Annotated in this window: 22 protein-coding genes and 1 pseudogene; 7 read left to right on the top strand and 16 right to left on the bottom strand. The window is 68.0% G+C overall.

Annotated features, from left to right (window positions below):
* Nucleotides 1–127: 127 nt before the first annotated feature.
* Nucleotides 128–1,091, bottom strand: a pseudogene (locus ACVOME_RS02005) (MFS transporter); the annotation flags it as partial.
* Between the two features lie 295 nt (nucleotides 1,092–1,386).
* Between ACVOME_RS02005 and copC the strand changes: the two are divergent.
* From copC to ACVOME_RS01985, 4 genes are read left to right on the top strand one after another with little or no spacing between them, the layout of a single operon-like run.
* Nucleotides 1,387–1,764, top strand: coding sequence for a copper homeostasis periplasmic binding protein CopC (copC, locus tag ACVOME_RS02000; RefSeq protein WP_053516266.1), 378 nt, complete (start codon nucleotides 1,387–1,389; stop codon nucleotides 1,762–1,764).
* A gap of 9 nt (nucleotides 1,765–1,773) precedes the next feature.
* Nucleotides 1,774–2,658 (top strand): copper homeostasis membrane protein CopD, encoded by an 885-nt coding sequence (copD, locus tag ACVOME_RS01995; RefSeq protein WP_111187011.1) that lies wholly within the window; start codon nucleotides 1,774–1,776, stop codon nucleotides 2,656–2,658.
* Between the two features lie 31 nt (nucleotides 2,659–2,689).
* On the top strand, nucleotides 2,690–3,388 hold the full coding sequence (locus ACVOME_RS01990; RefSeq protein WP_263174407.1) for a heavy metal response regulator transcription factor: 699 nt from the start codon (nucleotides 2,690–2,692) through the stop codon (nucleotides 3,386–3,388).
* On the top strand, nucleotides 3,385–4,779 hold the full coding sequence (locus ACVOME_RS01985) for a heavy metal sensor histidine kinase (RefSeq protein WP_262218201.1): 1,395 nt from the start codon (nucleotides 3,385–3,387) through the stop codon (nucleotides 4,777–4,779). The genes ACVOME_RS01990 and ACVOME_RS01985 overlap by 4 nt, the downstream gene beginning before the upstream one ends.
* Here the strand turns inward: ACVOME_RS01985 and ACVOME_RS01980 are convergent.
* Nucleotides 4,739–5,632 carry a LysR family transcriptional regulator gene (locus ACVOME_RS01980; RefSeq protein ID WP_065176182.1) on the bottom strand — a complete coding sequence of 298 codons (894 nt, stop codon included), beginning with the start codon at nucleotides 5,630–5,632 and terminating at the stop codon, nucleotides 4,739–4,741. The genes ACVOME_RS01985 and ACVOME_RS01980 overlap by 41 nt on opposite strands.
* 107 nt (nucleotides 5,633–5,739) lie before the next feature.
* Between ACVOME_RS01980 and ACVOME_RS01975 the strand changes: the two genes are divergently transcribed.
* Nucleotides 5,740–6,483, top strand: a complete 744-nt coding sequence (locus ACVOME_RS01975) for an SDR family oxidoreductase (RefSeq protein ID WP_481504654.1) — start codon at nucleotides 5,740–5,742, stop codon at nucleotides 6,481–6,483.
* Between the two features lie 34 nt (nucleotides 6,484–6,517).
* On the opposite strand, the gene ACVOME_RS01970 is transcribed toward ACVOME_RS01975, so the two are convergent.
* From ACVOME_RS01970 to ACVOME_RS01960, 3 genes are all read right to left on the bottom strand, one after another.
* Entirely contained in the window at nucleotides 6,518–8,872 is a 2,355-nt protein-coding gene (locus tag ACVOME_RS01970; RefSeq protein WP_481504653.1) for a GH92 family glycosyl hydrolase, read from the bottom strand.
* Nucleotides 8,873–8,963: 91 nt separating this feature from the next.
* Entirely contained in the window at nucleotides 8,964–9,287 is a 324-nt protein-coding gene (locus tag ACVOME_RS01965) for a thioredoxin family protein (RefSeq protein ID WP_053516275.1), read from the bottom strand.
* 5 nt (nucleotides 9,288–9,292) lie between these two features.
* A complete protein-coding gene (locus tag ACVOME_RS01960; protein WP_481504652.1) occupies nucleotides 9,293–9,709 on the bottom strand; it encodes a baeRF12 domain-containing protein in 417 nt (138 codons plus the stop codon).
* Nucleotides 9,710–9,875: 166 nt separating this feature from the next.
* Between ACVOME_RS01960 and ACVOME_RS01955 the strand changes: the two genes are divergently transcribed.
* Entirely contained in the window at nucleotides 9,876–10,100 is a 225-nt protein-coding gene (locus ACVOME_RS01955) for a hypothetical protein (protein WP_053516280.1), read from the top strand.
* 29 nt (nucleotides 10,101–10,129) lie between these two features.
* Here the strand turns inward: ACVOME_RS01955 and ACVOME_RS01950 are convergent, their stop codons facing one another.
* The 7 genes from ACVOME_RS01950 to ACVOME_RS01920 form a co-directional block, all read right to left on the bottom strand.
* Nucleotides 10,130–11,725: a sensor histidine kinase gene (locus ACVOME_RS01950; RefSeq protein ID WP_481504651.1), complete on the bottom strand. Its 1,596-nt coding sequence runs from the start codon at nucleotides 11,723–11,725 to the stop codon at nucleotides 10,130–10,132.
* A gap of 9 nt (nucleotides 11,726–11,734) precedes the next feature.
* Nucleotides 11,735–12,139: a response regulator gene (locus ACVOME_RS01945; protein WP_065176179.1), complete on the bottom strand. Its 405-nt coding sequence runs from the start codon at nucleotides 12,137–12,139 to the stop codon at nucleotides 11,735–11,737.
* 145 nt (nucleotides 12,140–12,284) lie between these two features.
* Nucleotides 12,285–13,739, bottom strand: coding sequence for a surface lipoprotein assembly modifier (locus ACVOME_RS01940; protein ID WP_481504650.1), 1,455 nt, complete (start codon nucleotides 13,737–13,739; stop codon nucleotides 12,285–12,287).
* A 91-nt stretch (nucleotides 13,740–13,830) separates the two neighbouring features.
* Nucleotides 13,831–14,595 carry a Slam-dependent surface lipoprotein gene (locus ACVOME_RS01935; protein WP_065182339.1) on the bottom strand — a complete coding sequence of 255 codons (765 nt, stop codon included), beginning with the start codon at nucleotides 14,593–14,595 and terminating at the stop codon, nucleotides 13,831–13,833.
* 54 nt (nucleotides 14,596–14,649) lie between these two features.
* Nucleotides 14,650–17,784 (bottom strand): TonB-dependent receptor, encoded by a 3,135-nt coding sequence (locus ACVOME_RS01930; RefSeq protein ID WP_481504649.1) that lies wholly within the window; start codon nucleotides 17,782–17,784, stop codon nucleotides 14,650–14,652.
* Between the two features lie 172 nt (nucleotides 17,785–17,956).
* Complete coding sequence (locus ACVOME_RS01925; RefSeq protein ID WP_346475128.1) at nucleotides 17,957–18,913, bottom strand: FecR family protein; 957 nt, start codon at nucleotides 18,911–18,913, stop codon at nucleotides 17,957–17,959.
* 82 nt (nucleotides 18,914–18,995) lie between these two features.
* Entirely contained in the window at nucleotides 18,996–19,496 is a 501-nt protein-coding gene (locus ACVOME_RS01920; RefSeq protein ID WP_053516292.1) for an RNA polymerase sigma factor, read from the bottom strand.
* Nucleotides 19,497–19,718: 222 nt separating this feature from the next.
* Here ACVOME_RS01920 and ACVOME_RS01915 point away from each other — a divergent pair, with 222 nt between their 5' ends.
* Nucleotides 19,719–20,132, top strand: a complete 414-nt coding sequence (locus ACVOME_RS01915) for an OsmC family protein (protein ID WP_065182342.1) — start codon at nucleotides 19,719–19,721, stop codon at nucleotides 20,130–20,132.
* Here ACVOME_RS01915 and ACVOME_RS01910 read toward each other — a convergent pair.
* From ACVOME_RS01910 to ACVOME_RS01895, 4 genes are all read right to left on the bottom strand, one after another.
* Nucleotides 20,129–20,458 carry a hypothetical protein gene (locus ACVOME_RS01910; protein WP_065182343.1) on the bottom strand — a complete coding sequence of 110 codons (330 nt, stop codon included), beginning with the start codon at nucleotides 20,456–20,458 and terminating at the stop codon, nucleotides 20,129–20,131. The genes ACVOME_RS01915 and ACVOME_RS01910 overlap by 4 nt on opposite strands.
* 98 nt (nucleotides 20,459–20,556) lie before the next feature.
* On the bottom strand, nucleotides 20,557–22,302 hold the full coding sequence (locus ACVOME_RS01905; RefSeq protein ID WP_481504648.1) for a putative porin: 1,746 nt from the start codon (nucleotides 22,300–22,302) through the stop codon (nucleotides 20,557–20,559).
* Nucleotides 22,303–22,344: 42 nt separating this feature from the next.
* Nucleotides 22,345–23,010, bottom strand: coding sequence for a TonB family protein (locus tag ACVOME_RS01900; RefSeq protein ID WP_481504647.1), 666 nt, complete (start codon nucleotides 23,008–23,010; stop codon nucleotides 22,345–22,347).
* Nucleotides 23,011–23,049: 39 nt separating this feature from the next.
* Nucleotides 23,050–23,463, bottom strand: a complete 414-nt coding sequence (locus ACVOME_RS01895) for an ExbD/TolR family protein (RefSeq protein ID WP_053516303.1) — start codon at nucleotides 23,461–23,463, stop codon at nucleotides 23,050–23,052.
* Nucleotides 23,464–23,469: the final 6 nt, after the last annotated feature.

Below are 23,469 nucleotides of genomic sequence, written 5' to 3'. Positions count from 1 at the left end.
TCGCTGTCCTAAACCCCCCCCCCCACCCCCCCTACCCCCTGCCCCCCGGCGCCTTGGCGGCTCTCTTCTCGGGGCGTCTGGGCTTGGTTGTTTTGGTGGCGCCGGCCCTCCGGGGGGGGGGGCGGGCGCCCCCGCCCCGCCACCGATACCAGCAGGCCCGCCTGCAATGGCGTGAATCCGGCGACCAGCTGGAAACGCTGGGTGGTCAGCAGTTGCAGGCCCGCCATCGCAAACAGGGTGAACACCGCAGACAGCGTACCGGCCAGGAATGCCGGATTGCGGAAGATCGCGAAGTCCAGCAGTGGATGCGGCAGGCGCTGCTGGCGGCGGGCAAACGCGGCGCCCGCCGCCAGCGCCAGCACCGATGCCGCCGCGCCGAGGCCATAGGAAGGCGGCGTGGCGATCAGCGATTTGATCGCCAGCACCAGCCCCGACAGCGCCGCCAGCGCCAGCAGCGAGGACAGCAGATCCCACGGCCGGGACGTGTCGCGCTGCCCCTCCGGCGCCAGCAGCAGCGTCGCGACGAAGGCCACGATCACCACCGGCACGTTGACCAGGAACACCGATCCCCACCAGAAATGCTGCAGCAGCCAGCCACCGATGATCGGTCCGAGTGCGGCGCCGACGATCGCCACCGAGCCCCAGATCGCGATGGCGATGTTGCGCTCACGCTCTTCATGGAAGCTGAGGCCGATCAGCGCGAGCGTGGCCGGCATCATCGCCGCGGCGCCCACGGCGAGCAGCGCACGGGCAGCGATCAACTGCGCTGCGGTGACAGAGAACGCTGCCGCCAGCGAAGCCACGCCGAAGACCACCAGGCCGATCAGGAACATGCGACGGTGACCGATGCGGTCGCCCAGCGTGCCCGCACCGAGCAGCAGGCCAGCCATCACCAGTGGATAGGCATTGATGATCCACAGCGCCTGACCCGCGCTGGCGGAAAGTTCTGCCGTCAGCGTGGGCAGCGCCGTGTACAGCACCGAGTTGTCCAGCGTCACCAGCAGCAGGCCGGCGGCCACCGTGAACAACAGCGACCAGCGCCGGGCACGGGACAGAGCCGGAGCATCGGCCAGGGGCTGGGACAAGGCCATGGGAACGAACCTGGGCAAAAGGGGGTGAATTAACTATACCGGATATCCTGTATAGTTATAGCGCTGCAGCGACGTGTTCAGGTTTCGACTCGGGCGCTGTTCAGCCGGCGGGCACCGCTGTGCTGCCGGCATTCCAGCGGCGCCGCGCCCTGCGTGCCTGCCCACGCGCGCGCCGATGATGGGAAGGGCGGGTCGGCCCGGCACCGGCCAACCTGACAGATCGGTAATGTCCGGGTCAGGGCCACGAAAGGTGCCCGCCGTCAGCCTGAGCGCCCCATTCCTGCAGGCACCCACCATGTCGTCTTCGCTCCGCCGCTCCGCCGCTCTGCTCCTGCTGCTGCCGGGCGTCGCCGCCGCTCCGCTGGCCCTTGCACACCCCAGCCTGGTGAAGGCAACGCCCGCCGCCGATGCCAGCGTCGCGCCTGCCAACCGCATCGAGCTGACCTTCAGCGAGCGGGTGATGCCGCGCGCCACCCGCATCGAACTGAGCATGGCCCATGGCCGCACCCTGATGGCGATGCCTGCCCTTTCCCAGCAGGTGTCGGACGATGGTCACCGGCTGGTCGTGAGTTTCGCCAAGCCGCTGCCTGCCGGAGACTATCGCCTGCAGTGGCGCGCCGTCGGCCAGGACAGCCACCCCGTCACCGGCGACTATCGTTTCAGCGTGAAGTAAGCTGCGGTGGTGATCGAACTGTCTCCCTATGCCCTGCGGCTGGCGTTGTACCTGGCCTTGATGCTGCTGTTCGGCAGGATGCTGTTCATCCGCCCTGCGCCTGCGCGTCGCATCTTCCTGCCACTGGCCGTGATCGCGCTGGCAGTCGTGCTGCTGGACGCGGCGGTGCGGGTGACAGGCGTGCTGGGGCTTCCGCTTGCCGCGGTCGATCAAGCGACCGTCGCATGGTTCACCACCGCCACACCGGTCGGCGAAGCCGCACTGGTGCGTGCGCTGGCGCTGCTGGCAATGCTGCCGCTGCTTGCCGCAAGCGCGAAAGTGGCCGGGGCACGCCGTGTCATCCTGCTGCCGCTCTCGGCGGTCGCCCTGGCAAGCCTGGCCTGGAACGGCCACGCCGCCGCCGGCGACGGCATCCGCGGTGCGCTGCGCCTGGCGGCCGGGACCGTCCACCTGCTCGCCGCAGGCGCATGGGTCGGCGCGATCGCCGCGGTGCTGCATCTGGCCCTGCGCACCCAGGGCCCTTCCCTGCGTGAACGCACCCATGAACTCTGGCAGGTGGCGCATGGTTTCGCCCTGCCCGGTACGGTAATCGTGGCCCTGCTGGCGATGACCGGCACCTATACCTACGTGGATCTGCAGGGCTCGCTGCAGACCCTGTTCAACACCGCGCACGGGCGCTGGCTGCTGTTCAAGCTGGCCCTGGTCGCGGGCATGCTCGGCCTGGCCGCGCTGCACCGCTGGCGGCTGGTGCCGGCACTCGCCACCGCCATCCGTGGCGGCTGGCAGTTCCGCCCGCTGCGCTCGCTGCGTCACAGCCTCACCTTCGAGGCCGCACTCGGGCTGCTGGTACTGGCCTGCGTGGCCGTGCTCGGCACGCTGGACCCGCTGGCATGAGGGCGGCGCTGCGCGGGCCGGCATGCCCACGATGAAGCTGCTGATCGTCGAAGACGAGCCCAAGACCGGCAATTACCTGCGACAGGGCCTGATCGAAGCGGGCTACGTGGTCGATCTCGCCTGCGACGGCGTGGACGGCCTGCATCTGGCGGCAGGCGGCGAGTACCAGCTGGTCATCCTCGATGTGATGCTGCCCGGTCTCGATGGCTGGAACGTCCTGTCGCGCCTGCGCGATGCGGGGTGGCAGGTGCCGGTGCTGTTCCTGTCGGCGCGCAGCAGCATTGCCGACCGCGTGCAGGGGCTGGAACTGGGTGCCGATGATTACCTGGCCAAACCTTTCGCCTTCGCCGAGCTGCTGGCACGCGTGCGTACCCTGCTGCGACGCGGCCAGGGCCAGTCTCAGCCTGACCGCATCGTCGTCGCCGATCTGGTGGTGGATACGCTTCGCCGGCGCGTGGAGCGCGGTGGCCAGCGCATCACACTGAGCCCGAAGGAATACGCGCTGCTGGAGCTGCTGGCACGACGGCGCGGCGAGGTCCTGCCACGCTCGTTGATCGCCTCGCAGGTGTGGGACATGAATTTCGACAGCGACACCAATGTCATCGATGTGGCGATACGCCGCCTGCGCGCCAAGATCGACGATGGCTTCGCCGAAAAGCTGGTGGTCACCGTGCGCGGGATGGGCTACGTGCTGGAGGCACCCGAGGTCGAAGCAGCGCAACCGCAATGAGCCTGCGACGCTCCATTGCCGTCCGCCTCACCGTGCTGTTCGCCACGGTCGGTACGCTGGTGCTGGCTGCACTGGGCGTGGCGATCTATCTGAGCGCGCGCCATGATCTGGTCGCACAGGATTTCGCCGAACTGGAGAACAAGGCCGCGTTGATCGCCGACCTCGCCGGCAGCGGCACGTCCGATGAGCGCGCCCAGCGCCTGGGCGATGCGCTGCGCCACCATCCCGATATCGCCTTCCACATCGTCGATGAGCAGGGCGGCGTGCTCTTCTCCACCGCGCCGGAGGCCTTGCGCGCGCATGCGCGGACCCAACCCGCCGACACTGAACCGCGCCGCCATGACTGGACGCTGGCCGACGGAAGCCGCCTGCACGCCCTCAATCTGCGGCAGACGCTGGCCGATGGCAGCAGCCTGGCCACCCTGCTGGCGATCGACGATGCGCGCCATGCCGACTTCCTGCAGCGCTTCCGCCACCTGCTGGCCGTCGCTCTGGTCGCTGCTGCGGTGGCCAGCAGCCTGCTGGGGGGCTACGTCGTGCGGCAGACGCTGCGCCCACTGCGCACGCTGGCCGACGAGGCCCGCCATATCACCGCCGGACGACTGCAGCGCCGGCTCACGGCCGAGCACGTGCCCGTCGAACTGGAACAGCTGGCGCAGAGCCTGAACGGGATGCTGGCGCGGCTGCAACAGGACTTCGAGCGCCTCAGCGGGTTCTCCGGAGACCTCGCCCACGAACTGCGTACGCCGATCACCAACATGCTGACCCAGGTGCAGGTGGTGCTCGCGCATCCCCGCAGCAACGAGTCCTATCGCGAGACGCTGCTCTCCTGCGCGGAAGAGCTGCAACGGCTGGCACAGACCGTGGGCGATCTGCTCTATCTGGCCCAGGCCGAAGCACCCGGCGCCCTGCCCTCGCGCGAGGGGGTGGCGCTGGATGCGATGGTCGATGCGCTGCTGGAGTTCTACGATCTGCTGGCCGAGGAGCGCCAGCTCACGCTGCGGCGGGAAGGCAGCGCAGAAGCCAACGGCAACCGCCTGATGCTGCACCGGGCGGTCGCCAACCTGCTTTCCAACGCCCTGCAGCACGCCACGCCGGGTACGGAGATCGTGGTGCGGCTGGACGGCACCGGGCCCATGAGCCGGATTGCTGTCCACAACCTCGGTCCGTCGATTCCCATGCAGGCACTGCCCCGCTTGTTCGACCGGTTCTTCCGCGGCGAGCGCGGCCGGCACGAGGGCGCCGGGCTGGGATTGGCGATCACCCGCGCCATCGTGCAGGCCCATGGTGGATCGGTGAGCGTGGTCTCCGACGCATCGGGCACCGTGTTCGAGCTGGCCCTGCCGGGCGCTAGCGGTCCGGCGCAAACACGCCGGCAATCCAGTCGATGAATACCCGCAACCGCGGCGACGGCGTGCGGTTGCGCGGGTGAACCAGGCTCAACGGGCTGGGTGTGGGCGGCGATTCCGCCAGCAACTCCAGCAACTGACCACGTTCGATATAGGGATCCAGCCGGTAGCGCGGCGCCTGGATGATGCCGAGCCCCGCCAGTGCCGCCCCCAGGAAGGCATCTGCGCCGGATACCCGCACGGTTGCCGGCAGAGGCACATGGCGCACCTGCCCGGCCTGCTGGAACTCCAGAGGAATCAACTGTCCGCTGGCACCGGAACGGAAACCGACCATCCGATGACCGGACAGCAGCGCGTCGATACTGTCCGGCAGCCCATGCGAACCCACGTAGGACGGTGAGGCAACGGTGACTTCGCGCAGCAGTGCCAGGCGCCGCGCGACCAGATCGCTGTCGGCCAGGGTGCCGACCCGAAGCGCGGCATCCACGCCTTCGCGCAGCAGATCCACGTAGCGATCCCCCTCGCTCACGTCCAGCTCGATGTCGGGATAGCGCTGCAGGAACTCGGGCAGGTGCGGAAACAACAGGTGCCGACCAAGCGTTCCGTGCACTTCGATGCGCAGCGTGCCGCGCGGCGGGACATCACGGAATGCGGCTTCGGCATCGTCCATGTCGGCGATCAGGCGCAGGCAGCGGCCATAGAAGGCTTCGCCCTCGAGGGTCGGCACCACCCGTCGCGTGGTCCTGTGCAACAGCCTCACCCCCAGCCGCCGCTCCAGCGCCTTGATCGCGTCGGTCACCGTGGCCCTCGGCAGCCCCAGGTCCTCTGCAGCGCGGGTGAAGCTGCGACGTTCGACGATACGGACAAAAGCGCGCAGGGCGGTGAATCGATCCATTGTTCGAACATCCGGATGATGTTGTCGGATTCTCCATGATTATCCGGGCGGCAGGAACCAGCAAGATGATGGGGCGCCACGCGGGCGCGTCTTCGAAGGAAGCCTTCATGTCCAGCTCCTCTCCCCGTACCGTCGCCCTGGTCACCGGCGGCTCCCGCGGCATCGGCGCCGCGATCTCGCGTCGGCTGGCGGCCGACGGCCATGCGGTTGCGATCAACTATGCCGGCCGCCGCGAAGAGGCTGATGCCCTGGCCGCCGAGCTGGCCTCCGCCGGCGGCCAAGCCATTGCGCTGCAGGCCGACGTGGCCGATCCGCAGGCGGTGAGCCGCTTGTTCGATGCCGTCGAGGCTCGATTCGAGGGCATCGATGTGGTGGTCAACAGTGCCGGAGTGCTGCAGCTTGCGCCGCTGTCAGCCACCGACGACGCGTTGTTCGATCGGGTCACCGCCATCAATCTCAAGGGCGCCTTCAACGTGCTGCGCGAGAGCGCGCGACGCGTCCGCGACGGCGGCCGCATCGTCGCGCTGTCCACCAGCGTGGTCGGCCTCAAGCTGGAGAACTACGGTGTATACGCCGCAGGCAAGGCGGCCGTGGAAACCCTGACGGCGATACTCAGCAAGGAGCTGCGTGGCCGTGGCATCACGGTCAATGCCGTGGCACCCGGCCCGACCGCGACCGACCTGTTCCTGGAGGGCAAGTCGCCGGAACTGATCGAGCGCCTGGCGCAGATGAATCCGCTGGAGCGGCTGGGCACGCCGGACGACATCGCCGGCGCGGTGGCTTTCCTGGCTGGAACCGACGGCGGCTGGATCAATGGCCAGGTGCTGCGAGCCAATGGCGGGATGGTGTGACAGCAAAGCCGCCGGGCATGGCCCGGCGCTACCGTTACGGCGTTGACATCGAGTACGGCGCCTGCGCGCCCTGCCCGGGCCAGTCCCTGTTCGGCTCGGCCTGCATGGTGAAGCGCAGCTCGCCCCCGGCCATGATCTCGTCGTGGCGCAGGAAGGTGCGCTGCAGCGGTTTGCCGTTCAGGGACACACTGCCCACATAGGTGTGCCTGTCATCCAGCCCCTCGGCCACGATGGTGAAGGTCCTGCCGTTGGGCAGGCGCATGGCGGTCCTTGGCAGGAACGGGCGGCCCAGGATGTACTCCCCCGAGCCCGGCGCCACCGGATAGAAGCCCAGCGCGGTGAACACGTACCACGCCGACATCTGGCCCACGTCATCGTTGCCGGCCAGGCCATCGGGACGGTCGGCGTACTGGGTCTCCATGATCTGCTTCAGGCGCGCCTGCGTGCGCCAGGGCTGACCAGCGTAGGCGTAGAGGTACGCAACGTGATGGCTGGGCTCGTTGCCATGCGCATACCAGCCGATCAGGCCGGTGATGTCTTCCATGTGCTCGAAGACCGCCGGATCGACCGTGGCGTTGAACACCTCGTCCAGCCTCGCCAGCAGCCGGTCGCTGCCGCCATGCGCGGCAGCCAGGCCCGCCACGTCCTGCGGGACGTACCACGAGTACTGCCAGGCATTGCCCTCGGTGTAGTCGGTGCCGTAGCCGCTGGCGCTGGGATCGAACGGGGTGCGGAAACTGCCGTCGCGCTTGCGGGCACGCATGAAGCCGGTGTCCTTGTCGAAGGCATTGCGCCAGTTCGCCGCACGCTTGTCGAATGTCGCCGCGATCTCGCTCCTGCCCATCGCCTGCGCCATGCGCGCGATGGTCCAGTCGTCGAACGCGTATTCCAGGGTCTTGCTGGCCGCTTCGCCCTCTTCATCGATGGGCACATACCCCAGCTCACGGTACTGCGCGATGCCGTCGTAGGGACCGTAATTGGCGGTCTCCACCATCGCGTCGAGCGCCTTTGCGGCGTCGAAGCCGCGGATGCCCTTCACATAGGCGTCGGCGATGACCGGCACCGCGTGGTAACCGATCATGCACCAGTCTTCCAGGCCGTGGAACGACCACACCGGGAGCATGCCGTACGGGCTGTGTTCGTGGTGAGCCAGCATCGAGTTGATGAAGTCGCTGTTGCGTTTTTCCGGCTGCACCAGAGTCAGCAGCGGATGCAGCGCCCGGTAGGTGTCCCACAACGAGAACGTGGAATAGTGGGCATACCCCTTGGCGACATGCACGGCGTTGTCGGGGCCGCGATACTGGCCATCCACATCCATGAACAGCGTCGGCCCCAGCATCGTGTGGTACAGGGCGGTGTAGGCGCTACGCCGCGCATGCTCCGGCGCATCGATGTCCAGCACCGATAGTGCCTGCGTCCATTCCTGCCGGGCCTGCGCACGCACGCGGTCGAAGTCGAAGTCGGCGACCTCGGCATCCAGGTTGGCGATCGCACCGGCCTCGCTCACGGGCGAGATCGCCACCTTCACCACCAGCGGAGCATCCAGCCTGCCGAAATCGAACGTGCCGACCAGCTGGCGGCCTTCGATCTGTGCGCGCTGTGCCGGATCTTTCTCACCCGGCGGCGGGAAGCCCTTGTACACGATGTCCTGCTCGGTGTTGTGCAGCGCATGGCCTGCCAACGGTTGCGAGAAGCGCATGGCGAAATACAGCTGGCGCCCCGGCGCCCAGCCGCGGGTCTCGCGGAAACCGGTGATGGTGCCGTCCGTACGCACCCGCACCCGCGACCACAGCACCTTGCCCGGGTAGTCGTACATGCTGGTCCGCATGTCCAGCAGTACCTTGGCATCGACGCCCTTGGGGAAGGCGTAGCGATGCACACCGACCCGGGCGCTGGTGGTCAGTTCGGCGCGCACCTTGTAATCGTCCAGGGTCACCGCGTAGTAGCCCGGTTCGGCCTTTTCGTCGTCATGGCGGAAGCGCGACGCATAGCCGCTGCCGGGCCGTTCGGGGTCGCCGCGTTCCAATCCCGGGTTTCCGGTGAACGGCATCACCAGGATGTCGCCGAGATCAGAATGCCCGGTGCCGGAGAAGTGGGTGTGCGAAAAGCCGACGATGCTGCTGTCGTCATAACGGTATCCGGCGGCCCAGCCGTAAGCCTTCTCACGCGGCTGGATGCGCGTGTCCGGGCTGAGCTGGACCATGCCGAAGGGTATCGTCGCGCCGGGGTAGGTATGCCCTTCACCACCGGTACCGATGAAGGGGTCCACCGAGGCATACGCCTTGTCGGCGGCGGACTTCGAAGGCGCTGCCCAGGCCGCGCCGGAGGCGAGCATGGCGGTGGCGGCGAAGGCGATCAGGAGACGACGGTCCAGCGTGGGCATCGGCATTTGGATCGATTCAGATGGTGTACCGATGCTAGCACCAGTGCCCGTGCATCGCATGCTGCAGTGCGGCCGCAGTCCCCGGTGCAGCGTGCCCTCAGTCGGGCAGCGCGCCCTCCAGCGCGGCGAGATCGGCACGCACGCGCGGACGCACCACGCGTGCCACTTCCCGGCCGTCGTGCAGCAGGATCACCGTGGGCCACAGCTTCACCTGGAACGAGCGCCCGAGCGCCCGCCCTTTCCCATCCTCGATCTTCCAGTGCGCCAGATCATGTGCTTCCACGACCTCCTGCAGCGCCGGCTGTGCCGCCTGGCAATGGCCGCACCAGGGCGCACCGAATTCCAGCAGCTGCCAGCCGTCGCGCGCCTCCACTTCGGCGCGTGACGGCTCGCTGGACAGGTGCGTGCGCATGAAGGGCACCGAGGTTACCCCGCCAGGCTGCGCTGGATGTCTGCCAGCGGCGCGTTGGTCAGGTCCTTGGCGATGTCGCCCAGCAACCGTGCCTGCGTCTCCTTGTGCAGCAGCGGACGGATCCGTCCGAGCGTGGTGGGGTCGGCCACCAGCAGCAGGTGGGCATAGCGGCTGTTGAGCGCATCCTCGTTGAGCTGTTCGGCCACCTGCTTGGCGAAGGTGGCTTCGTTGAGCTGGGCGATGGACATGTCCTTGGGAACGGCACCGGCCGGGCCCTGCCCGGAGACGCCCGTCTCGCTGATGTCCTGCAGCCGCAGTTCGCCCTCCTGCTTCAGCGTGAGCTGCTGCGCGCTGCCGACATTGGTGAACACCCGGGCCGAACCACCATCGGCCACCACCACCAGCGTCCCCTCGGGAATCGTTCGTGCCATCGCTGCCTCCTCGTACGGGTTTCGAATGTTTCTGCAGCACCACCCTAGGTCGCCCGCCGTAACCGTGGCGCGCACACAATGTGATCCATTCGTTGGAATGGAAGATCGCGGCTCAACTTGCCCCGGCGCCGGCCGCTACCCACGGCATCACCGCGAGGACCCCCCCATGCATGCTGCCTCCCTGCTCCATGTCTGCTTCGCCGTTGGCCTGGCCGTCGCTGGATGCGCCGGCTGCATCCACCAGTTCCTGCAGGGCCAGCCGGTGCTCGCGCTCGGCATTGCCCTGGCTTCGCTGATGACCACGGGCACCGCGCTGGCGACGCGTCATCTGGCGGTACCGGTCGCGATGGCGCTCGCCTGCACCCTGATCGGCGCAGCCGCCACGCACTGACCCGGCCAGCCATTGAAGGAACGCAGGCGCTACCCACGCGGCGGCGACAGGCTGGAGGTGGCATCGGTCTGCAGCAGGCTGTCGCGCTCGCGCAGCGGCAAGCGGATCCACGCATCCACGCCCTGGGGTGAGAACGCAAGTTCGCCGCTACCGCCAAGCTCGTAGGGAATGCGCTGTTCGACCAGCGCCCGACCCAGCCCGCGATGCGAAGGGACGATCCAGTCGTCGTTCACCGCGCGCCGCTCGCACCAGTGCAGGTCCAGCCAGGCTTCACCGTCGATGTCCTGCACCGACCAGGACACCTCGATCCGCGTATCGCTGTGCACCGATGCGCCGTGCGTGAGCGCGTTGCTGGCCAGTTCATGGACCGCCAGCGACAGCACCTCGGCCGCCTTGGGCGGCAGCAGCACGTCCTCCTCGCCCTGCAGAAGGAATCCGTCGGGCGCGTGTCCCTGCACCGCGATCTCCTGGTCCAGCATGCCACGCAGGCTCACCCCGGCATTGGCGCTGCGGGTGAGCAGGGTCTGCGTGCGAGAAAGCGACATGAGGCGTGCGCACAGGCGGTCAGCGTACTCGTCCACGCTGTCGACCGACTCGCGTGTGCGCCAGGCGATGGCGTGGATCGTGGCCATGATGTTGCGCACGCGGTGCTGCAGCTCGGCCAGCAATACCGCCTGCCGCTCGGTGGCACGCTTGAGATCATCGATGTCCACCGCGATGGCGAACACGCCGGTCACCTCGCCGTCGACATCTCGCAGCGGCGCCGCCGCGACCCGCGTCCAGCGGACACACCCATCATCGTGGGTGAACTGGAACTCCAGTCCGGGCACCACGGTTTCTCCGCGCAGGGCCCGTGCGATGGCGAAATCCTCGGGTGCGATCGGGCTGCCATCGGCATGCCAGCCCTGCCATCGGTGCTGGTTGACCGGATCGGCCGAGGGCACCTGGCTGCTGGGAAGATAGGCGCGCATCTGGTCGTTCGACAGCTGCATCCGCCCCTGCGCATCGACAATGCACAGGCCGACCGGCAATACCTTGAACACCAGCGCCAGGCGCCGGTCGCTCTCCTGCCGCCGCCGCTCCTCGCGCTCACGCGCGGCCTGTGCCACGTGCGCTGCCGTGGTCTCGAACATGGTGACCAGCACACCGCCCACCTGCCCTTCCTCGCCGCGGAGCGGGCTGTAGGTGATGGTGAACCAGACGTCCTCCAGCCGGCCCTGCCGGGCCAGCGGGTACAACTTGTCCTCGAACGTGACGGTCTCACCCTGCCAGACCCGGTCGTAGATCGGCCCGTTGATGTGCCAGACCTCGGGCCAGCAGTCGCGGGTGGGCTGCCCCAGGCCAGCGGGATGCTTGTCGGCAAGGATCTCGGCATAGCCGTCGTTGTAGAGCTGGATGAGCTCCTGGCCCCACAGGATGATCATGGGAAACCCATGAGCCAGCATCATGTCCACGGTGGCGCGCAGATGCGCCGGCCACCGCCCAGTCGGGCCAAGCGGCGTCCCTGACCAGTCATGGCGCGCGATGCGCGCATCCATGCCGTCATGCAGTCCACCCAGACGATGCGCCGGAGGTGCTGTGCCGCGCACGGACGAGGGAGCAGCGGTATCCAATCGCCGGCCCATGCCGCGCAGTCAGACCTTGCCCGCAGCAGCCCGCGGTGCGGCGACCAGTCCGGCCAGCTGCCGGGCCAACGCGTCGATATGGTAGGGCTTGGGGCAGCGCGGCGCGCTGGCGAAGCGGCTCGGCAGGTTGTCGTCGTAACCGGAGGTCAGCAGGAACGGCGTCCCCGCCTCGGACAGGCGGTCGGCCAGCGGGTACACCTGCTCACCTCCCAGGTTGATGTCCAGCAGGGCGACGTCGATCGGGTGATCATCGACCAGGCGCGCCAACTCGCGCAGGTCACCGGCCGGGCCCACGACGTGCGCGCCCTTCAGCTGCAGATAGTCGGCCAGGAACATCGCAATGGCGAATTCATCTTCGGCCACCAGCACCCGCAACCCCTGCAGCCCCTCCCGTTCATCGCCCGACTCCAGCACGCTGTACTCCCTGACACGCGCGGCCCATCCGGCCGCAATGCCCGCAGGATGCGCGAGTTGCCCTACAAGAACGCGTGATGACGGATGAAGACAACAGCGAGATCGCATTCACCTCGGCCAAATACGCTGTGTGCCCGGCCCGCGGTCAGAACGCACGCTCCCATTTCAGGCTCAGCAGGCTGCGGTCATGGCTGTACAGCCAGTCCACATTGCTGTCGATGCGGGTGTAGCGCAGGCTCAGGCTGGGCACCAGGCCTGCCACCGCCAGCCGTTCGCTGCGTACCAGCGCGATGAGGTTCTGCTCGTCGTCGTGCCGGCGCGCTTCCAGCAGCGGACTCCAGGCATCGTAGCTGCGCTCGCGCAGCGAAAGGAACAGCGTGGCAGTCGTGCCGCTCCACTGCCGCGCCGCGCCGACGCGCAGGCCGCGCTGGCGATAGGCATTGGCCGCGTCGGCCGCCCCGCTGTCGGCCAGATCGATGCCGGCGAAGACGGTCCAGCGCGCAGTGAGCGCACGGAACCAGGTGGCGTACAGTGCTCCCATCGCGCCATCGTAGTTGTCGGCCAGCCCCGGTTGCCGATAGCGCTGGCGCTTCCAGTCCGCCTCCAGCTTCAGCAGGCTGCGCGGGTCCAGTGCGTATTGCCATTCCGCATGCGCGCCTGCGGCGCCCTGCAGGGTACGGTTGCCCAGTGCCTGATAGTCGTAGCCGGGGGCCAGCAGCAGGGTGTGCCGCGCACTGCGCCAGCTGTAGCCCACCTGCACAGTGGCGTTGAGTTCGTTGTAGGCGCGGTTGTCTTTCCATGCCTGGCCGAAGGCCAACCCGCGCACATACAGGCCGTGGTGGCCGGCCAGTGCCCAGCGGCGTTCCAGGCTGCCGTCGTAGTCCACCCCCGGTGCGCGCTGGGCATCGGGCAACCTGCGCTCGATGATGCAGTCCTCGCCCACGCCGAACAGGCAGGTGCGGCTGGCCGAACTGCGGTTGATGTTGTCGCTCCATGCAGGTCCGGCGGACAGTGCGCCCTTCCAGCGCCGCCGCGCCTGTAGCGCCTGCAGATACCCCTGCACCCGGCCGCGCACGCCGGCGGTGGCAGGGTCGCGGTCATCGATGTCGGCGGCGATCGCGGTGAACAGCGACGTCGCCTCCCGGTCACGCTGGTCCTCGGCGTAGACCCGCGCCAGTTCAAGCCGCGCAGGCAGGAAATCCGGCTGCCGGGCCAGCAGGGCCTCGTACTCAAGGGCCGCGCGATGATGCTCGCCCGCAACCCGCGCCAGCGCGCCCTGCGCGTAGTGGCGCAGCAGCGGGTCATGGCCGGGAAGTTCAATGTACTCGTGCAGGAAGGCCTGCGCGGCGGGCCATTGCTGGTGCTGCAACGACAGGTACAGCGCCTGGCCCAGGTCGTCGACCGTGCGCTCCACGCGCAGGGTCCGGCCATCGAGGGTGACGGTCGGCCGATCCGGTTCGGCCCGTTGCAGCCGCTGCTGGTCTTGGCGTTGATGGCGCACGTCGTTGCCCTGCTCCAGCACGCGGCGCAGGTCGTCCTGCTGGGCGTGCGCCGTGGCGGTCAGCGCCAGCAGAAGGAGGCAGAAAAGAGGGAGGCGCATGGTCGATCCGGTGTGAAGCGATGCAGCGGGCCGAAGCAGGGACTGGCGGATCGCGGCTTGTCCCTGCCCTGCCCCGTCAGGGGCGTGGCGATCAGTTCTTGCTGCCGCCGAAGGCGGTGTCGTACTGGCTGTTGCCGGCGAAGGTGGCGATACCGGCCAGGGTGGCGGCATTGGCACCGAAGAACTGGCCCTGGGTGGTGCCACTGACCGAACCGTTGGCGGTGGCCGCGCCTGCGAACGAGGCGGTGGCGCTGTTGATGGTGGCGTTGATGTTGACCGACAGGCCACCGCCGCTGAGGCCGCCCAGCAGAGTGCCGGTGCCGAAGTTGGCGCGGAAGGTGCCGCTGAGCAGGTTGCTGCCGTTGAACTTGTTCAGGCCAGCCACGCTGTAGGTGGCCACGCCGGCCGGCAGGGTGGTGCCGGCACGGTCGCCGACGAAGTACACCTGGCGGTTGTTGAAGCCACCTGCGGCGCCGTCCTTGGACCATTCACCGAACCAGACATCGCCACTGCCGACCTTGACGAAGTTGAAGTGGCCCATGCCCGAGTGGCTGCCCGGCGCACCGGTGATCGGCATGGCCAGCGTGCGTACGGTGGTGCCATTGATGGTGGTCGGCACCGAATAGCTGGCCAGGCCCTGGAAATCGACGCGACGGGCGTTGGACACGGTGCCGACGCCGATACCGGCCTTGCCGGCCGAGTGCGGGCCACCGTTGACCTGGGAATCACCGACGGCGACATACAGCTCGGCATCGGTCACCGGGCTGGCCGCACCGACGATGTCGGCTGCCTGCGCCGCGCCGGCCAGGGCGAAGGAGGCGGCGACCGCCAGGACGGAACGGGAGATCATTTTCATGGTGTTGCTCCTTGGGTTGAGGGAACTACGGGTACAACGCTTGAATGCAGGTGTTCAGAAGCGTGCGGTGATGCCCAGCTTGAGGGTGCGGCCCGGCGCCGGCAGCGTGGACCGCGTGGCCGGGTCGACGTAGTAGCGGTTGCCGAGATTGCTGCCGACCAGCTCCACGCTGGCGTGCTCGTTGAAGCGCCAGCGCGCATACGCATCCACCGTGGTGATGTTTCCCCAGGTGAACGGCACGTTCTGCCAGAGCAGGCTGCTGCCACCTGCCAGCAACCGGTCGCGGTAGGCCTGCAGGTCCGGGTTTTCGTGGCGCCGGTAGTGGATGATGCGGCTGCCCAGCTCCAGTCGTTCGTCGAGCAGGCGCGTGCCCAGCGACGCGTTGACCGACAGCTTCGGAATCGCCTGGGTCAGCAGGTAGCCGCTGACGAACCCGTCCTGCACGCAGTTCGGGACCAGGCCACGGTTGGCATCCAGCAGCACGGCACTGCTCTCGTCGCAGACCTCGTTCTCCAGCGTGCGGGCGATGCCCAGATCGGTGAAGAAGCGGCGGTTGTCGAAGCGCGCCTGCAGTTCGATGCCGCGGATGGTCTGCTTGTCGATGTTGTCGAACAGGAAGTAGGCATCGCGCTCGATCACGTTGCGGGTCTTGTGCACGTAATAGGCCAGCTTGACGTCGGCATCGGCGGTGTTTCCGAACAGCGCCGACAGGTCGTGCACGTAACCCAGCTCGTAGTTGTAGGCATGCTCCGGCTTGAGGTCATACAGCGGGTTGAGGCTGCTGGAGAAGGCGATGGTGCTTTCGAACATGCTCGGGAAACGCACTGCTTCGCTGTAGCGCAGGTAGATGCGCGCGGCAGGCGACAGATGCGCCGTCGCCGAGACGGTGGGCAGCCACGCGTGATCGCGCTGGCGCCGGTTGCTGCCATCCACCGGCCGCGCCTGCACGGTGTTGCCGATGCTGCAGACCAGGTCGCTGCCGGCGAACAACGGCAGCACGCCCGGGATCGCAGCCACCTCGCCGTTGAGGCACGGGTTGGTGGAACGGGCATAGTTGCCGTTGGCGTCGGGCAGCCACGCGATGTTGTGCTCCACTGCCTGCGGTGTTTCGTAATAGGCCAGCAGTCCCCGGATCGAATCATCGATCACCGAGCCCATGCCGATGCTCTCCCAGAACTCGCGTTCTGCTTCCAGCGCATCGATCTCTGCCTGAAGGCTGGCCGGTCGCTCGGGCAGCTCGTTGACCCGATAGGTGGCCTGCTTGCTGCCCACCCCCTTGGTCAGAAGCTCCGGGTGCGCGTCGAGGAAGTCGTCGAAGGCCCAGTAGCGGCTGTAGCGGACGCCGGCGTTGAGGGTGAGGACATCGAGCGGACGCCATTCCAGGTTGAGGTAGCCCTCGCCCTCCTGGCGGCGGCCGGCACGCGGAAACATGCGCCAGCCATCAGTGGTGCCGAAGTACGGATCGCGCGAACCCAGGCTCTCGTACTGCCAGTTGCCCCCTACGGTCAGGTCGAGGCTGGAGTGCAACGCGAAGCGGTTGCTGACCGTCAGGCCGGTGCGATCGTTGCGCGCGTTGGCCAGAGCGGTGTTGCGCAGGATCGGGCTGGCTTCAGGGTCCCATTGCGGATTGCCCGGCGCGAAGTTGGGGAAGCCGCCCGCGGTATAGGTATCGCTGTCGGTCTCGGTGCGCCACAGATTGGCATACAGATCCAGCCAGCGGCTGCCGGCCGGCTGCCAGCGATACTCCAGGTTCCAGGCATCCGAGTCGACGCGGCTCAACGGCCACTGGATGCGGCCGTAGTCCGGCGCCGACAGGATGCGCGAAGGCATGATCTCGCCGTAGTGCGAGAGCGTGTGCCGCCAGCTCGCCTTCAGCTGCTGGTCGTCATTGATCTGCCACGTCGCCTTGAGCAGCCACGACTCCTGTTCACTCGACGTATTGGGCACTTCATCACCCGGCTTGAAGTAGCGGGCCAGCGTGGTGATGTAGTCGATGCCCTGGTACTCGTACTGCTCGCGTGGGTCCTGGTCGTAGTAGTCGCTGCCCTGGCTGCCGGAGAAATAGTTGCCACGCCGGCGCCAGGCATAGGCCGCCATCACGTCCACCGTCTCGCCGCGCAGGCCCAGCGCCAGTCGCCACGCCTGGTCCTCGCCATCGAATGGAGTGTTGCCGCTGCGCGACTGCACCGGCACCACCAGGGTGCGGTCGTCATAGGGCGAGTTCGGCGACCCCTGCGGGAAGCCCGGCACCGTCCGGTAGTCCTCGCCGCTGTGGAGGCGTGGCAGGCGTGGCGCCACCGCGTTGCTGCTGCCTTCTATCTTCAGCTCCCCGCCGAAGCGTTCGCCCGCCGGCACGACGTCATCGATGTCGATGGTCCTGATGACCAGCGCGCCGCCGATGCCGCTGTGCACGTCACGCACCAGGCCGGGCCCCTTGATGACCTGGATGCCACCGATCAGGTTGGGATCGATGTAGTTGCGGTTGCTGACGCCGTTGTAGCCCCGCCAGACCGTGAGGGCCTGTTCACCGCCGTCAATGCTCACCGGCACCCGCCCCGGCCCCTGGATGCCGCGGATGTTGATGTCCAGCGCGCCGCTGTTGCGCGCATCGCCGCTGAAAACGCCGACCAGATCCTTGACCACGTCGGCCGGGTTGGCGCCGCGGAAGCGCTCCACCCGGTCCCGCCCCGAATACACCGTGGTCAGGTCCAGCGCGAACACGTCGTCATAGCCACGGCGATCGCGCGCTTCGCCGCCTTCCGGCTGCAGGCGACCGGCGACGTCCAGCGTATCGGTCACCCGCACCCCTTCCCCCTCGGCCGATGCCTGCGCTGCGTCCGCCGCGGCGCGCAGGCTCCAGGTGCCATCCAGGCCTCGCTGGGCACGCACCCCACTGCCCTGCAGCAGCCGCTGCAGCGCCTGCATCTGGCTGTACTGGCCCTGCACTGCGCTGGAACGACGCCCTTCGACCAGGTGGCTGCGGAACACCACCTGCGCATCGGCCTGGCGCCCGAACGCGCGTACCGCGTCTGCCAGCGACTGCTCCGGGATGGCGTACTGGCGCAGCGCCGCCGCTGTGCTGGGTTGCGCCTGCGCGGCCGGCACCCGGGCCAGCGGCAGCAGTGCGGTGCAGATGGCCAGGGCCAGTGTGGTGGCGCGACGGTGACAGGCAGACGCCGTGGACGGCATGGACGGAACTCCTCAAGCGTGGGGAAACCACGGGCACAGCTGCTGCCGGTGGTGTGTCTGGCTTGAGGAAAAACGGTGTTTCGCTCTGGCTGTACCTCTATAGACAGCGCACGCTGCAGGCTGCCCACGCTTTTTTCAGGCTTTTTTCATCGCGATCTAAACCCTGCCGGCATCACCAGACCACCAGCGCGCCACCCGGCAGCCGCTGCACGCGCAGGCCCGCCTGGGCCGCCACTGCGGTGATGGCCGGGTCCGGCTGGCGCAGATGGAACAGGCCACTGACGCGGATCTGCTCCGCTTTTGTCCCCAGCACCCAGACCGGTGCGGCCCGATAGCGCGCCAACCGTTCGATGGCCTGTGCCGCGCTCAGATCGTCGATGGCAACCTCACCGCGCCGCCAGGGTGCCACCGCGTCGCTGGCGAGGCTGCTCACCGGCTGCAGCCAGCGTCCGTCACGGAACGCGCGTGCCTGCCCTGCATGCAGCCGTTGCAGGCTGCCATCACCGGGATGTACGTCCACTACCCCTTCGCTGACCTGGGCGGTCACCACCGCGTCCTGCAACGAAACGCTGAACGCGGTACCGATGTCGCGCACCAGACCACCGCCGGCCTCGACCCGGAACGGCCGCGCTTCATGCGCGACCCGGAACCACGCCTGGCCGCGCAGCAGCCGCAGTTGCCGCTGATCCCCATCGAATGCGACGGCCAGCGCGGTGCGGGCATCCAGCACGATCGTGCTGCCATCCTCCAGTTGCACCACACGGGGTGCATCGCCGCTACGCAGATCGCTGCGCGCCCACAATGCGACCCCGGGGAGGGCTGGGACCGCCAGCACCACCGCGGCCACGCTGGCCCACCACCAGGACAGGCGCCTGCGCGGGGCGATCGGGCGCAGGCCCTGGCGATCGGAGGTCAGTGCCGGCAGTGCGGCCAGCACCTCCGGCCCAGCCGCGTCCAGGCCGTCCCAGAATGCCTGCTGGCGGCGCCAGGCCAAGGCATGGCGCGGATCGGCCTGCAGCCATCGCTGCAGGGCCCGCTGCTGCCGGTCCGGCAACGGGCCTGCACTGCACCGGATCACCCAGCGCAACGCATGCCTGGCCTGTCGCGGCGAGGGTTCGGACGTGGTCATGGTCGTAGCCTGTCGCACCACGAACCGGTGCGCGTGACTGTTGTGACAAGGGCGGGCGGCCTCTGCCCACGGTAATTGCGGGTCATCGGCGTGCGCCCTGCTGGTGCTGCTGGATCAGCATTGCCGCGCGCAGCACATGCTTGCCGACCAGGCTCTTGGAAATGCCCAGGCGGGCGGCGATCTCACGCTCGCTCAGGCCCAGGTAGCGGTTGAGCACGAAACACTCCCGCACCTGCGGCGGCAGCGCAAGGATGGTCCGGGTGATCTCGCGCAGCTGCGCCTGGTCCAGCGCCTGTTGCTCACCACCAACGGCATCGCCGACCTCGCACGCGTACTCGGCCATCGCCCGCCGTTCGCGTGCGTCGGCCTGGCTGCGGTTGAGGGCGTGGTGGTACGCCATGCGGTACAGGTAACCGCGCGGTTCAAGGATCGGCGGATCGCCGGGCACGCTGCTGGCCTTCAGGTACAGGTTCTGCAGGGTGTCCTCGGTGCTGGCCGGGTCCAGGTAGCGCGCGATGAAGCGTGACAACGCACGGCGCTCGCGGATCAACAGCTCGACCAGCGCCAGGGCATTGGGAGACATAGGTGCCAGGCCGGACCGGGGAATGATGGGCGTGATGGCGACGGTCCGGGACGTGATTGTAGGGCGCGGCACCCCATCACGCCCAGCCCGCACCACGGCACCCGCCACTCCCGGGATCGTCAGTCCCATTGTCACGATAGCCCTGCCACCCGATCATCACCGGTGATGGCCGCGCGGCACCGCGCCTGATCCGGCCCCACATCCCCCGCACAGGAGAAGCCCATGGCCTACGCACGCATTGTCTCGACGGCTGACAACTACCTGCACCACATCAGCAACGGCACCTTCGATGTCAACGCCGACGAGCCGGCCTCGCTGGGTGGCCAGGGCAAGGGATTCGCCCCGTTCGACCTGTACCTGGCCTCACTGGCCGCCTGCACCGCCATCACCCTGCGCATGTACGCCCAGCGCAAGGGCTGGGAGCTGGGTGAGTTCCATGCCGAACTGCGCTCGGAGCGCGATCCTGATGGTCGTTTCCATGTGCACCGCATACTGCATGCCAGCGCCGCGCTGGACGATGCCCAGTGGCAGCGCCTGCTGGAGGTGGTCGAGAAGACCCCGGTCACCCTGGTGATGCGCGAAGGGGCGCGCATCACCAGCGAACGCGGCCAGAACGCCGCTCCCGGAAAGTGCTAGCGGCGGGGATGCAGCACGGTGCGCCGGCGCATCGCGTTGAACTCCCGCTCCACCTGCTGGATGTCCTCGGCCTGGAAACCCGCGGCATCCAGCATCTGGTTGGCCGCGGCGGCCGCCAGCGGATCGTCGTCACGCTGGCGCCAGCAGCGGGACGGCAGGAAATAGCCCACCTCGCTGCGCCCGCGCATGATCACCACCGGGCGGCCGGCGTACAGCAGGAACTCGGCCAGGTGCTGGCGCAGGCCCTCCACCGAGACATAGGCCGGACCGATGCCCAGCATCTGGCTGGACGTCCCGGGATTTTCGAACAGCTTGCGACGGCTCATCACACTCCTCCTTGTTGCCACGCGTGGTCTCCTTTCCCTAGACGGGCGCATCGCTGCACCCCCGCCACGTTTCGTGCCGGCCCGTCATCGCTGGCGGCTCAGAAGCCGGTGTTGAACTCCAGCTGGAACACATCGATCGCCAGCGGCGGGCCCGACACCGCCTTGGCAGCCATCCACTTGCCGCTGATCCAGCTGCGCGCGTCCAACGCATAGGCACCACCCACGTAATAGCCGCGCGCGTTGGTGCCACCCAGATGGAAGTTCGGATCGTTGTAGGCATCCGGCAGCGCATCGGCCTCGATCCGCTTGTAGCCCAGCAGTGCCTGCCACTGCCCCTTCTCCTTCAGATCGATGGCGCCGAACGTTGCCTGCAGCATCCACGCGGTGTCGCCGCTGCGGAACGTATCGATGCCGGGAGCGTCACCCGCACCGAAATTGTTGACGATGCCGTTGTTCGCGCGGCGGAACATCGCCCGCGTGTCGTACGCCAGGTTGCGGATGAAGTCACCTTCCAGGCGCAGTCCGATGTCCTGCGCCAGCCGGGTATCCCAACGCAGGTTCAGCGTGGCCAGGCGGAAGGCGGACGCCAGGCCGACATACTGCGGCGTCGGCGTGCCGGCCGGATCCATCGGATTGAGCGCGATGTCGCGGATCAGCATCAGGGTGTTGCCCTTCTGCATGAACGCCGGGCGCGACCAGTCGGTGTCGCAGCCGACGGCGCCGGAGTACAGGGCACAGGGCGAGGACAGCCGACCGCTGATGTTCTTGAAGTCGTAGTAGCCCAGTGCGGCCCGCAGTGCGTTGTCGTCGTTGAAGCGCCAGTTCACACCAGCCTGCGCGCCGGACAGCCATTTGTTCTCGTTCGGCGACTTCTCTCCGCTGCGGCTCTGCAGGCTGTCCGAGGTGTACTCCAGCGGCGCCACGGCAAGGGTGCCGAACAGGTCCAGATCGCCGTCGCCGAACCCGTACTTCAGGTTGGCGGCAAGTCCATCGAAGTTCAGATCGTTGGAGAACAGGGTGTCGCTGCTCCAGAACGGATTGCCGAAACGGCCACCACGCACGGTCAGCCAGTCGGCCGGACTGTAGGCCAGCCACGCCTGGTCGAGCCACACGTCCTTCTTGCTCAGGCCGCCCCCCAGCTGCTCGGTGGTGGACACCGGGCCATTGCTGCTGCCGCTGGCCAGTCGGATGCCAGCGGTGGTGTGATCGCCGATCATGGCCTCGACCCCCAGGCGGGCGCGGATGCGCCACAGGTTACGGCGGTCCTGTCGGGTGTTGAGCAAGGGCGGCAGCTGCAGGTTGGTATTGGTGTTGGTGTCGAATCCACTGCCCGCATTGACCGCGGCCCAGTTGCTGACGATGCCGCTGTTGTCATCGCCATAGAAGCGCGACTCGCTGCGCACACGCACGTCCCCGGTCACCTTGATGCGCTGTGTCCATTCGGCGACCTCATTCGGCGCCGCCCAGCCCTCCGCCTTCGCCTGCGCCATTACGTCCTGGCGCACTTCGTCGCGGATGCCATCACGGACACTCTGCGGCACATAGGGCACACGCACATCGCCCGCCTCAAGCGCGATGCCTCCACTGCTGGCCGATGCAGCACCGGCAGCACCGCGCTGGGCTGCTGCTGCCTCGGCTTCGGCCTGCACCAGCAGCGCCTGGCCGTCCTCGGGCTTGAGCGCGCCAGTGGCCATCAGGCCTTTGATCAGCTTGATCATGGTGGTCTCAGCAGCCATTGCACCGGCCGGCGCCGCCAGGCTGAGCAGCACAGCGCAGCACAGCAGCGCCCGTCGGGCCGGCCGCGACGGGCGGGAGTCGGTTCGAGCGCGGACGTGGTTGTTCATCACGGTTCTCATCGGAAGAAGGAAAATCGGGGAAATCACGGTTCACGCCCCCGGCCTGCGGCCCTGCACAAGCACGCGCGCGGGGAAGTCCAGTGAAGGTGGCGGCGGCTGGTCCACCCGGCCGATCTGGCGCAGCGCGTCGAGCACGGCGGCGTCGGCCTCTTCATTGCCGCTGCCGCGCACCAGCTCTACTTTCTCCAGGCGCCCATCCGGCGCCAGCCACACGTTCACCTGCAACTGGAAGGCCAGGCGCTTGACCCGCGCATCGCGCACAATCGCCTGCTGCATCAGGTAACCCAGATAGCGGCCATAGGTGGCATTGCCGGCACCACCGCGACCGGTACCGGACGCGCCGCCGCCACTGCCCGCCTGGATGCCGAAGTTGTCACCGCCCGCCTGCGCGTCGGCGTTCATGGTCACCGGGTCGGCGTTGTCCGGCGTCGGCGTCGGCTCCTCGGCCGGGGTCGGCTGATCCAGCGGCTCCGGCTCGGGCAGGGTCTCCTCCGGCGGGGTCTCCGGTTCGGGGGGCTTCTCAGGCGGCGGCGGTGGGGGTGGCGGCGGGGGTGGCAACGCCAGCATCGGCGGCTGCACCACGGGGCGGCGGGTGCTGGCCGTGTCCTTGAACAGCAGCCACCACAGCACGGCGCCCACTACCAGCAGCGCCGCCAGCACCAGCGCGACGGTCACCAGCAGCGGGCGGTCACGCATGCCGGGCTCCGGCCGTGGGGAATGAGGGCCGGTCATGCCTCAGCCCTGTGCCTTGCCGGTGACCAGGCCAACCTGGGCCAGTTCCAGCCGCCGCAGCAGATCCAGCACCTCGACCACGCGCGCGTACTGCACCTGGGCGTCGCCACGCACGATTACCGGGAAGTCCGGCGAGGTCGCACGCTCTGTCCGCAGGCGGTCCTCCAGCTCGGCCATCGTCACCGGGTAGGCGTCAAGGAACACCTGGCCGCTGGGATCGATGGTGATCGCCTTGGTCTTGGGCTTCTCCAGCGCCACACTGTTGCTGGCCTTCGGCAGGTTGACCTCGATGCCGGGAATGGAGGCGTTGCTGGTGAGGATGAAGATCACCAGCACCACCAGCAGCACATCGACGAAGGGCGTCACGTTGATGCCCTTCTCGCGCTTCTTGATGCCGAACTTCGCCTTCTGGGCCATGACGCG

The organism is Stenotrophomonas sp. STEN008, from assembly GCF_056760435.1.
This window is presented reverse-complemented; position numbering and strand designations above follow the sequence as displayed.

Excerpts from the sequence above, each read along its gene's own strand:
- ACVOME_RS01980 (WP_065176182.1), bottom strand. The coding sequence starts at position 5,632 with ATGGATCGATTCACCGCCCTGCGCGCTTTTGTCCGTATCGTCGAACGT.
- ACVOME_RS01925 (WP_346475128.1), bottom strand. The coding sequence starts at position 18,913 with ATGACCACGTCCGAACCCTCGCCGCGACAGGCCAGGCATGCGTTGCGC.
- ACVOME_RS01900 (WP_481504647.1), bottom strand. The coding sequence starts at position 23,010 with ATGCGTGACCGCCCGCTGCTGGTGACCGTCGCGCTGGTGCTGGCGGCG.
- ACVOME_RS01910 (WP_065182343.1), bottom strand. The coding sequence starts at position 20,458 with ATGAGCCGTCGCAAGCTGTTCGAAAATCCCGGGACGTCCAGCCAGATG.
- ACVOME_RS01955 (WP_053516280.1), top strand. The coding sequence starts at position 9,876 with ATGCATGCTGCCTCCCTGCTCCATGTCTGCTTCGCCGTTGGCCTGGCC.
- ACVOME_RS01970 (WP_481504653.1), bottom strand. The coding sequence starts at position 8,872 with ATGCCGATGCCCACGCTGGACCGTCGTCTCCTGATCGCCTTCGCCGCC.
- copC (WP_053516266.1), top strand. The coding sequence starts at position 1,387 with ATGTCGTCTTCGCTCCGCCGCTCCGCCGCTCTGCTCCTGCTGCTGCCG.
- ACVOME_RS01940 (WP_481504650.1), bottom strand. The coding sequence starts at position 13,739 with ATGCGCCTCCCTCTTTTCTGCCTCCTTCTGCTGGCGCTGACCGCCACG.
- ACVOME_RS01905 (WP_481504648.1), bottom strand. The coding sequence starts at position 22,302 with ATGAACAACCACGTCCGCGCTCGAACCGACTCCCGCCCGTCGCGGCCG.
- ACVOME_RS01935 (WP_065182339.1), bottom strand. The coding sequence starts at position 14,595 with ATGAAAATGATCTCCCGTTCCGTCCTGGCGGTCGCCGCCTCCTTCGCC.
- ACVOME_RS01930 (WP_481504649.1), bottom strand. The coding sequence starts at position 17,784 with ATGCCGTCCACGGCGTCTGCCTGTCACCGTCGCGCCACCACACTGGCC.
- ACVOME_RS01950 (WP_481504651.1), bottom strand. The coding sequence starts at position 11,725 with ATGGGCCGGCGATTGGATACCGCTGCTCCCTCGTCCGTGCGCGGCACA.
- ACVOME_RS01920 (WP_053516292.1), bottom strand. The coding sequence starts at position 19,496 with ATGTCTCCCAATGCCCTGGCGCTGGTCGAGCTGTTGATCCGCGAGCGC.
- ACVOME_RS01895 (WP_053516303.1), bottom strand. The coding sequence starts at position 23,463 with ATGGCCCAGAAGGCGAAGTTCGGCATCAAGAAGCGCGAGAAGGGCATC.
- ACVOME_RS01960 (WP_481504652.1), bottom strand. The coding sequence starts at position 9,709 with ATGGCACGAACGATTCCCGAGGGGACGCTGGTGGTGGTGGCCGATGGT.
- ACVOME_RS01915 (WP_065182342.1), top strand. The coding sequence starts at position 19,719 with ATGGCCTACGCACGCATTGTCTCGACGGCTGACAACTACCTGCACCAC.
- ACVOME_RS01975 (WP_481504654.1), top strand. The coding sequence starts at position 5,740 with ATGTCCAGCTCCTCTCCCCGTACCGTCGCCCTGGTCACCGGCGGCTCC.
- ACVOME_RS01985 (WP_262218201.1), top strand. The coding sequence starts at position 3,385 with ATGAGCCTGCGACGCTCCATTGCCGTCCGCCTCACCGTGCTGTTCGCC.
- ACVOME_RS01990 (WP_263174407.1), top strand. The coding sequence starts at position 2,690 with ATGAAGCTGCTGATCGTCGAAGACGAGCCCAAGACCGGCAATTACCTG.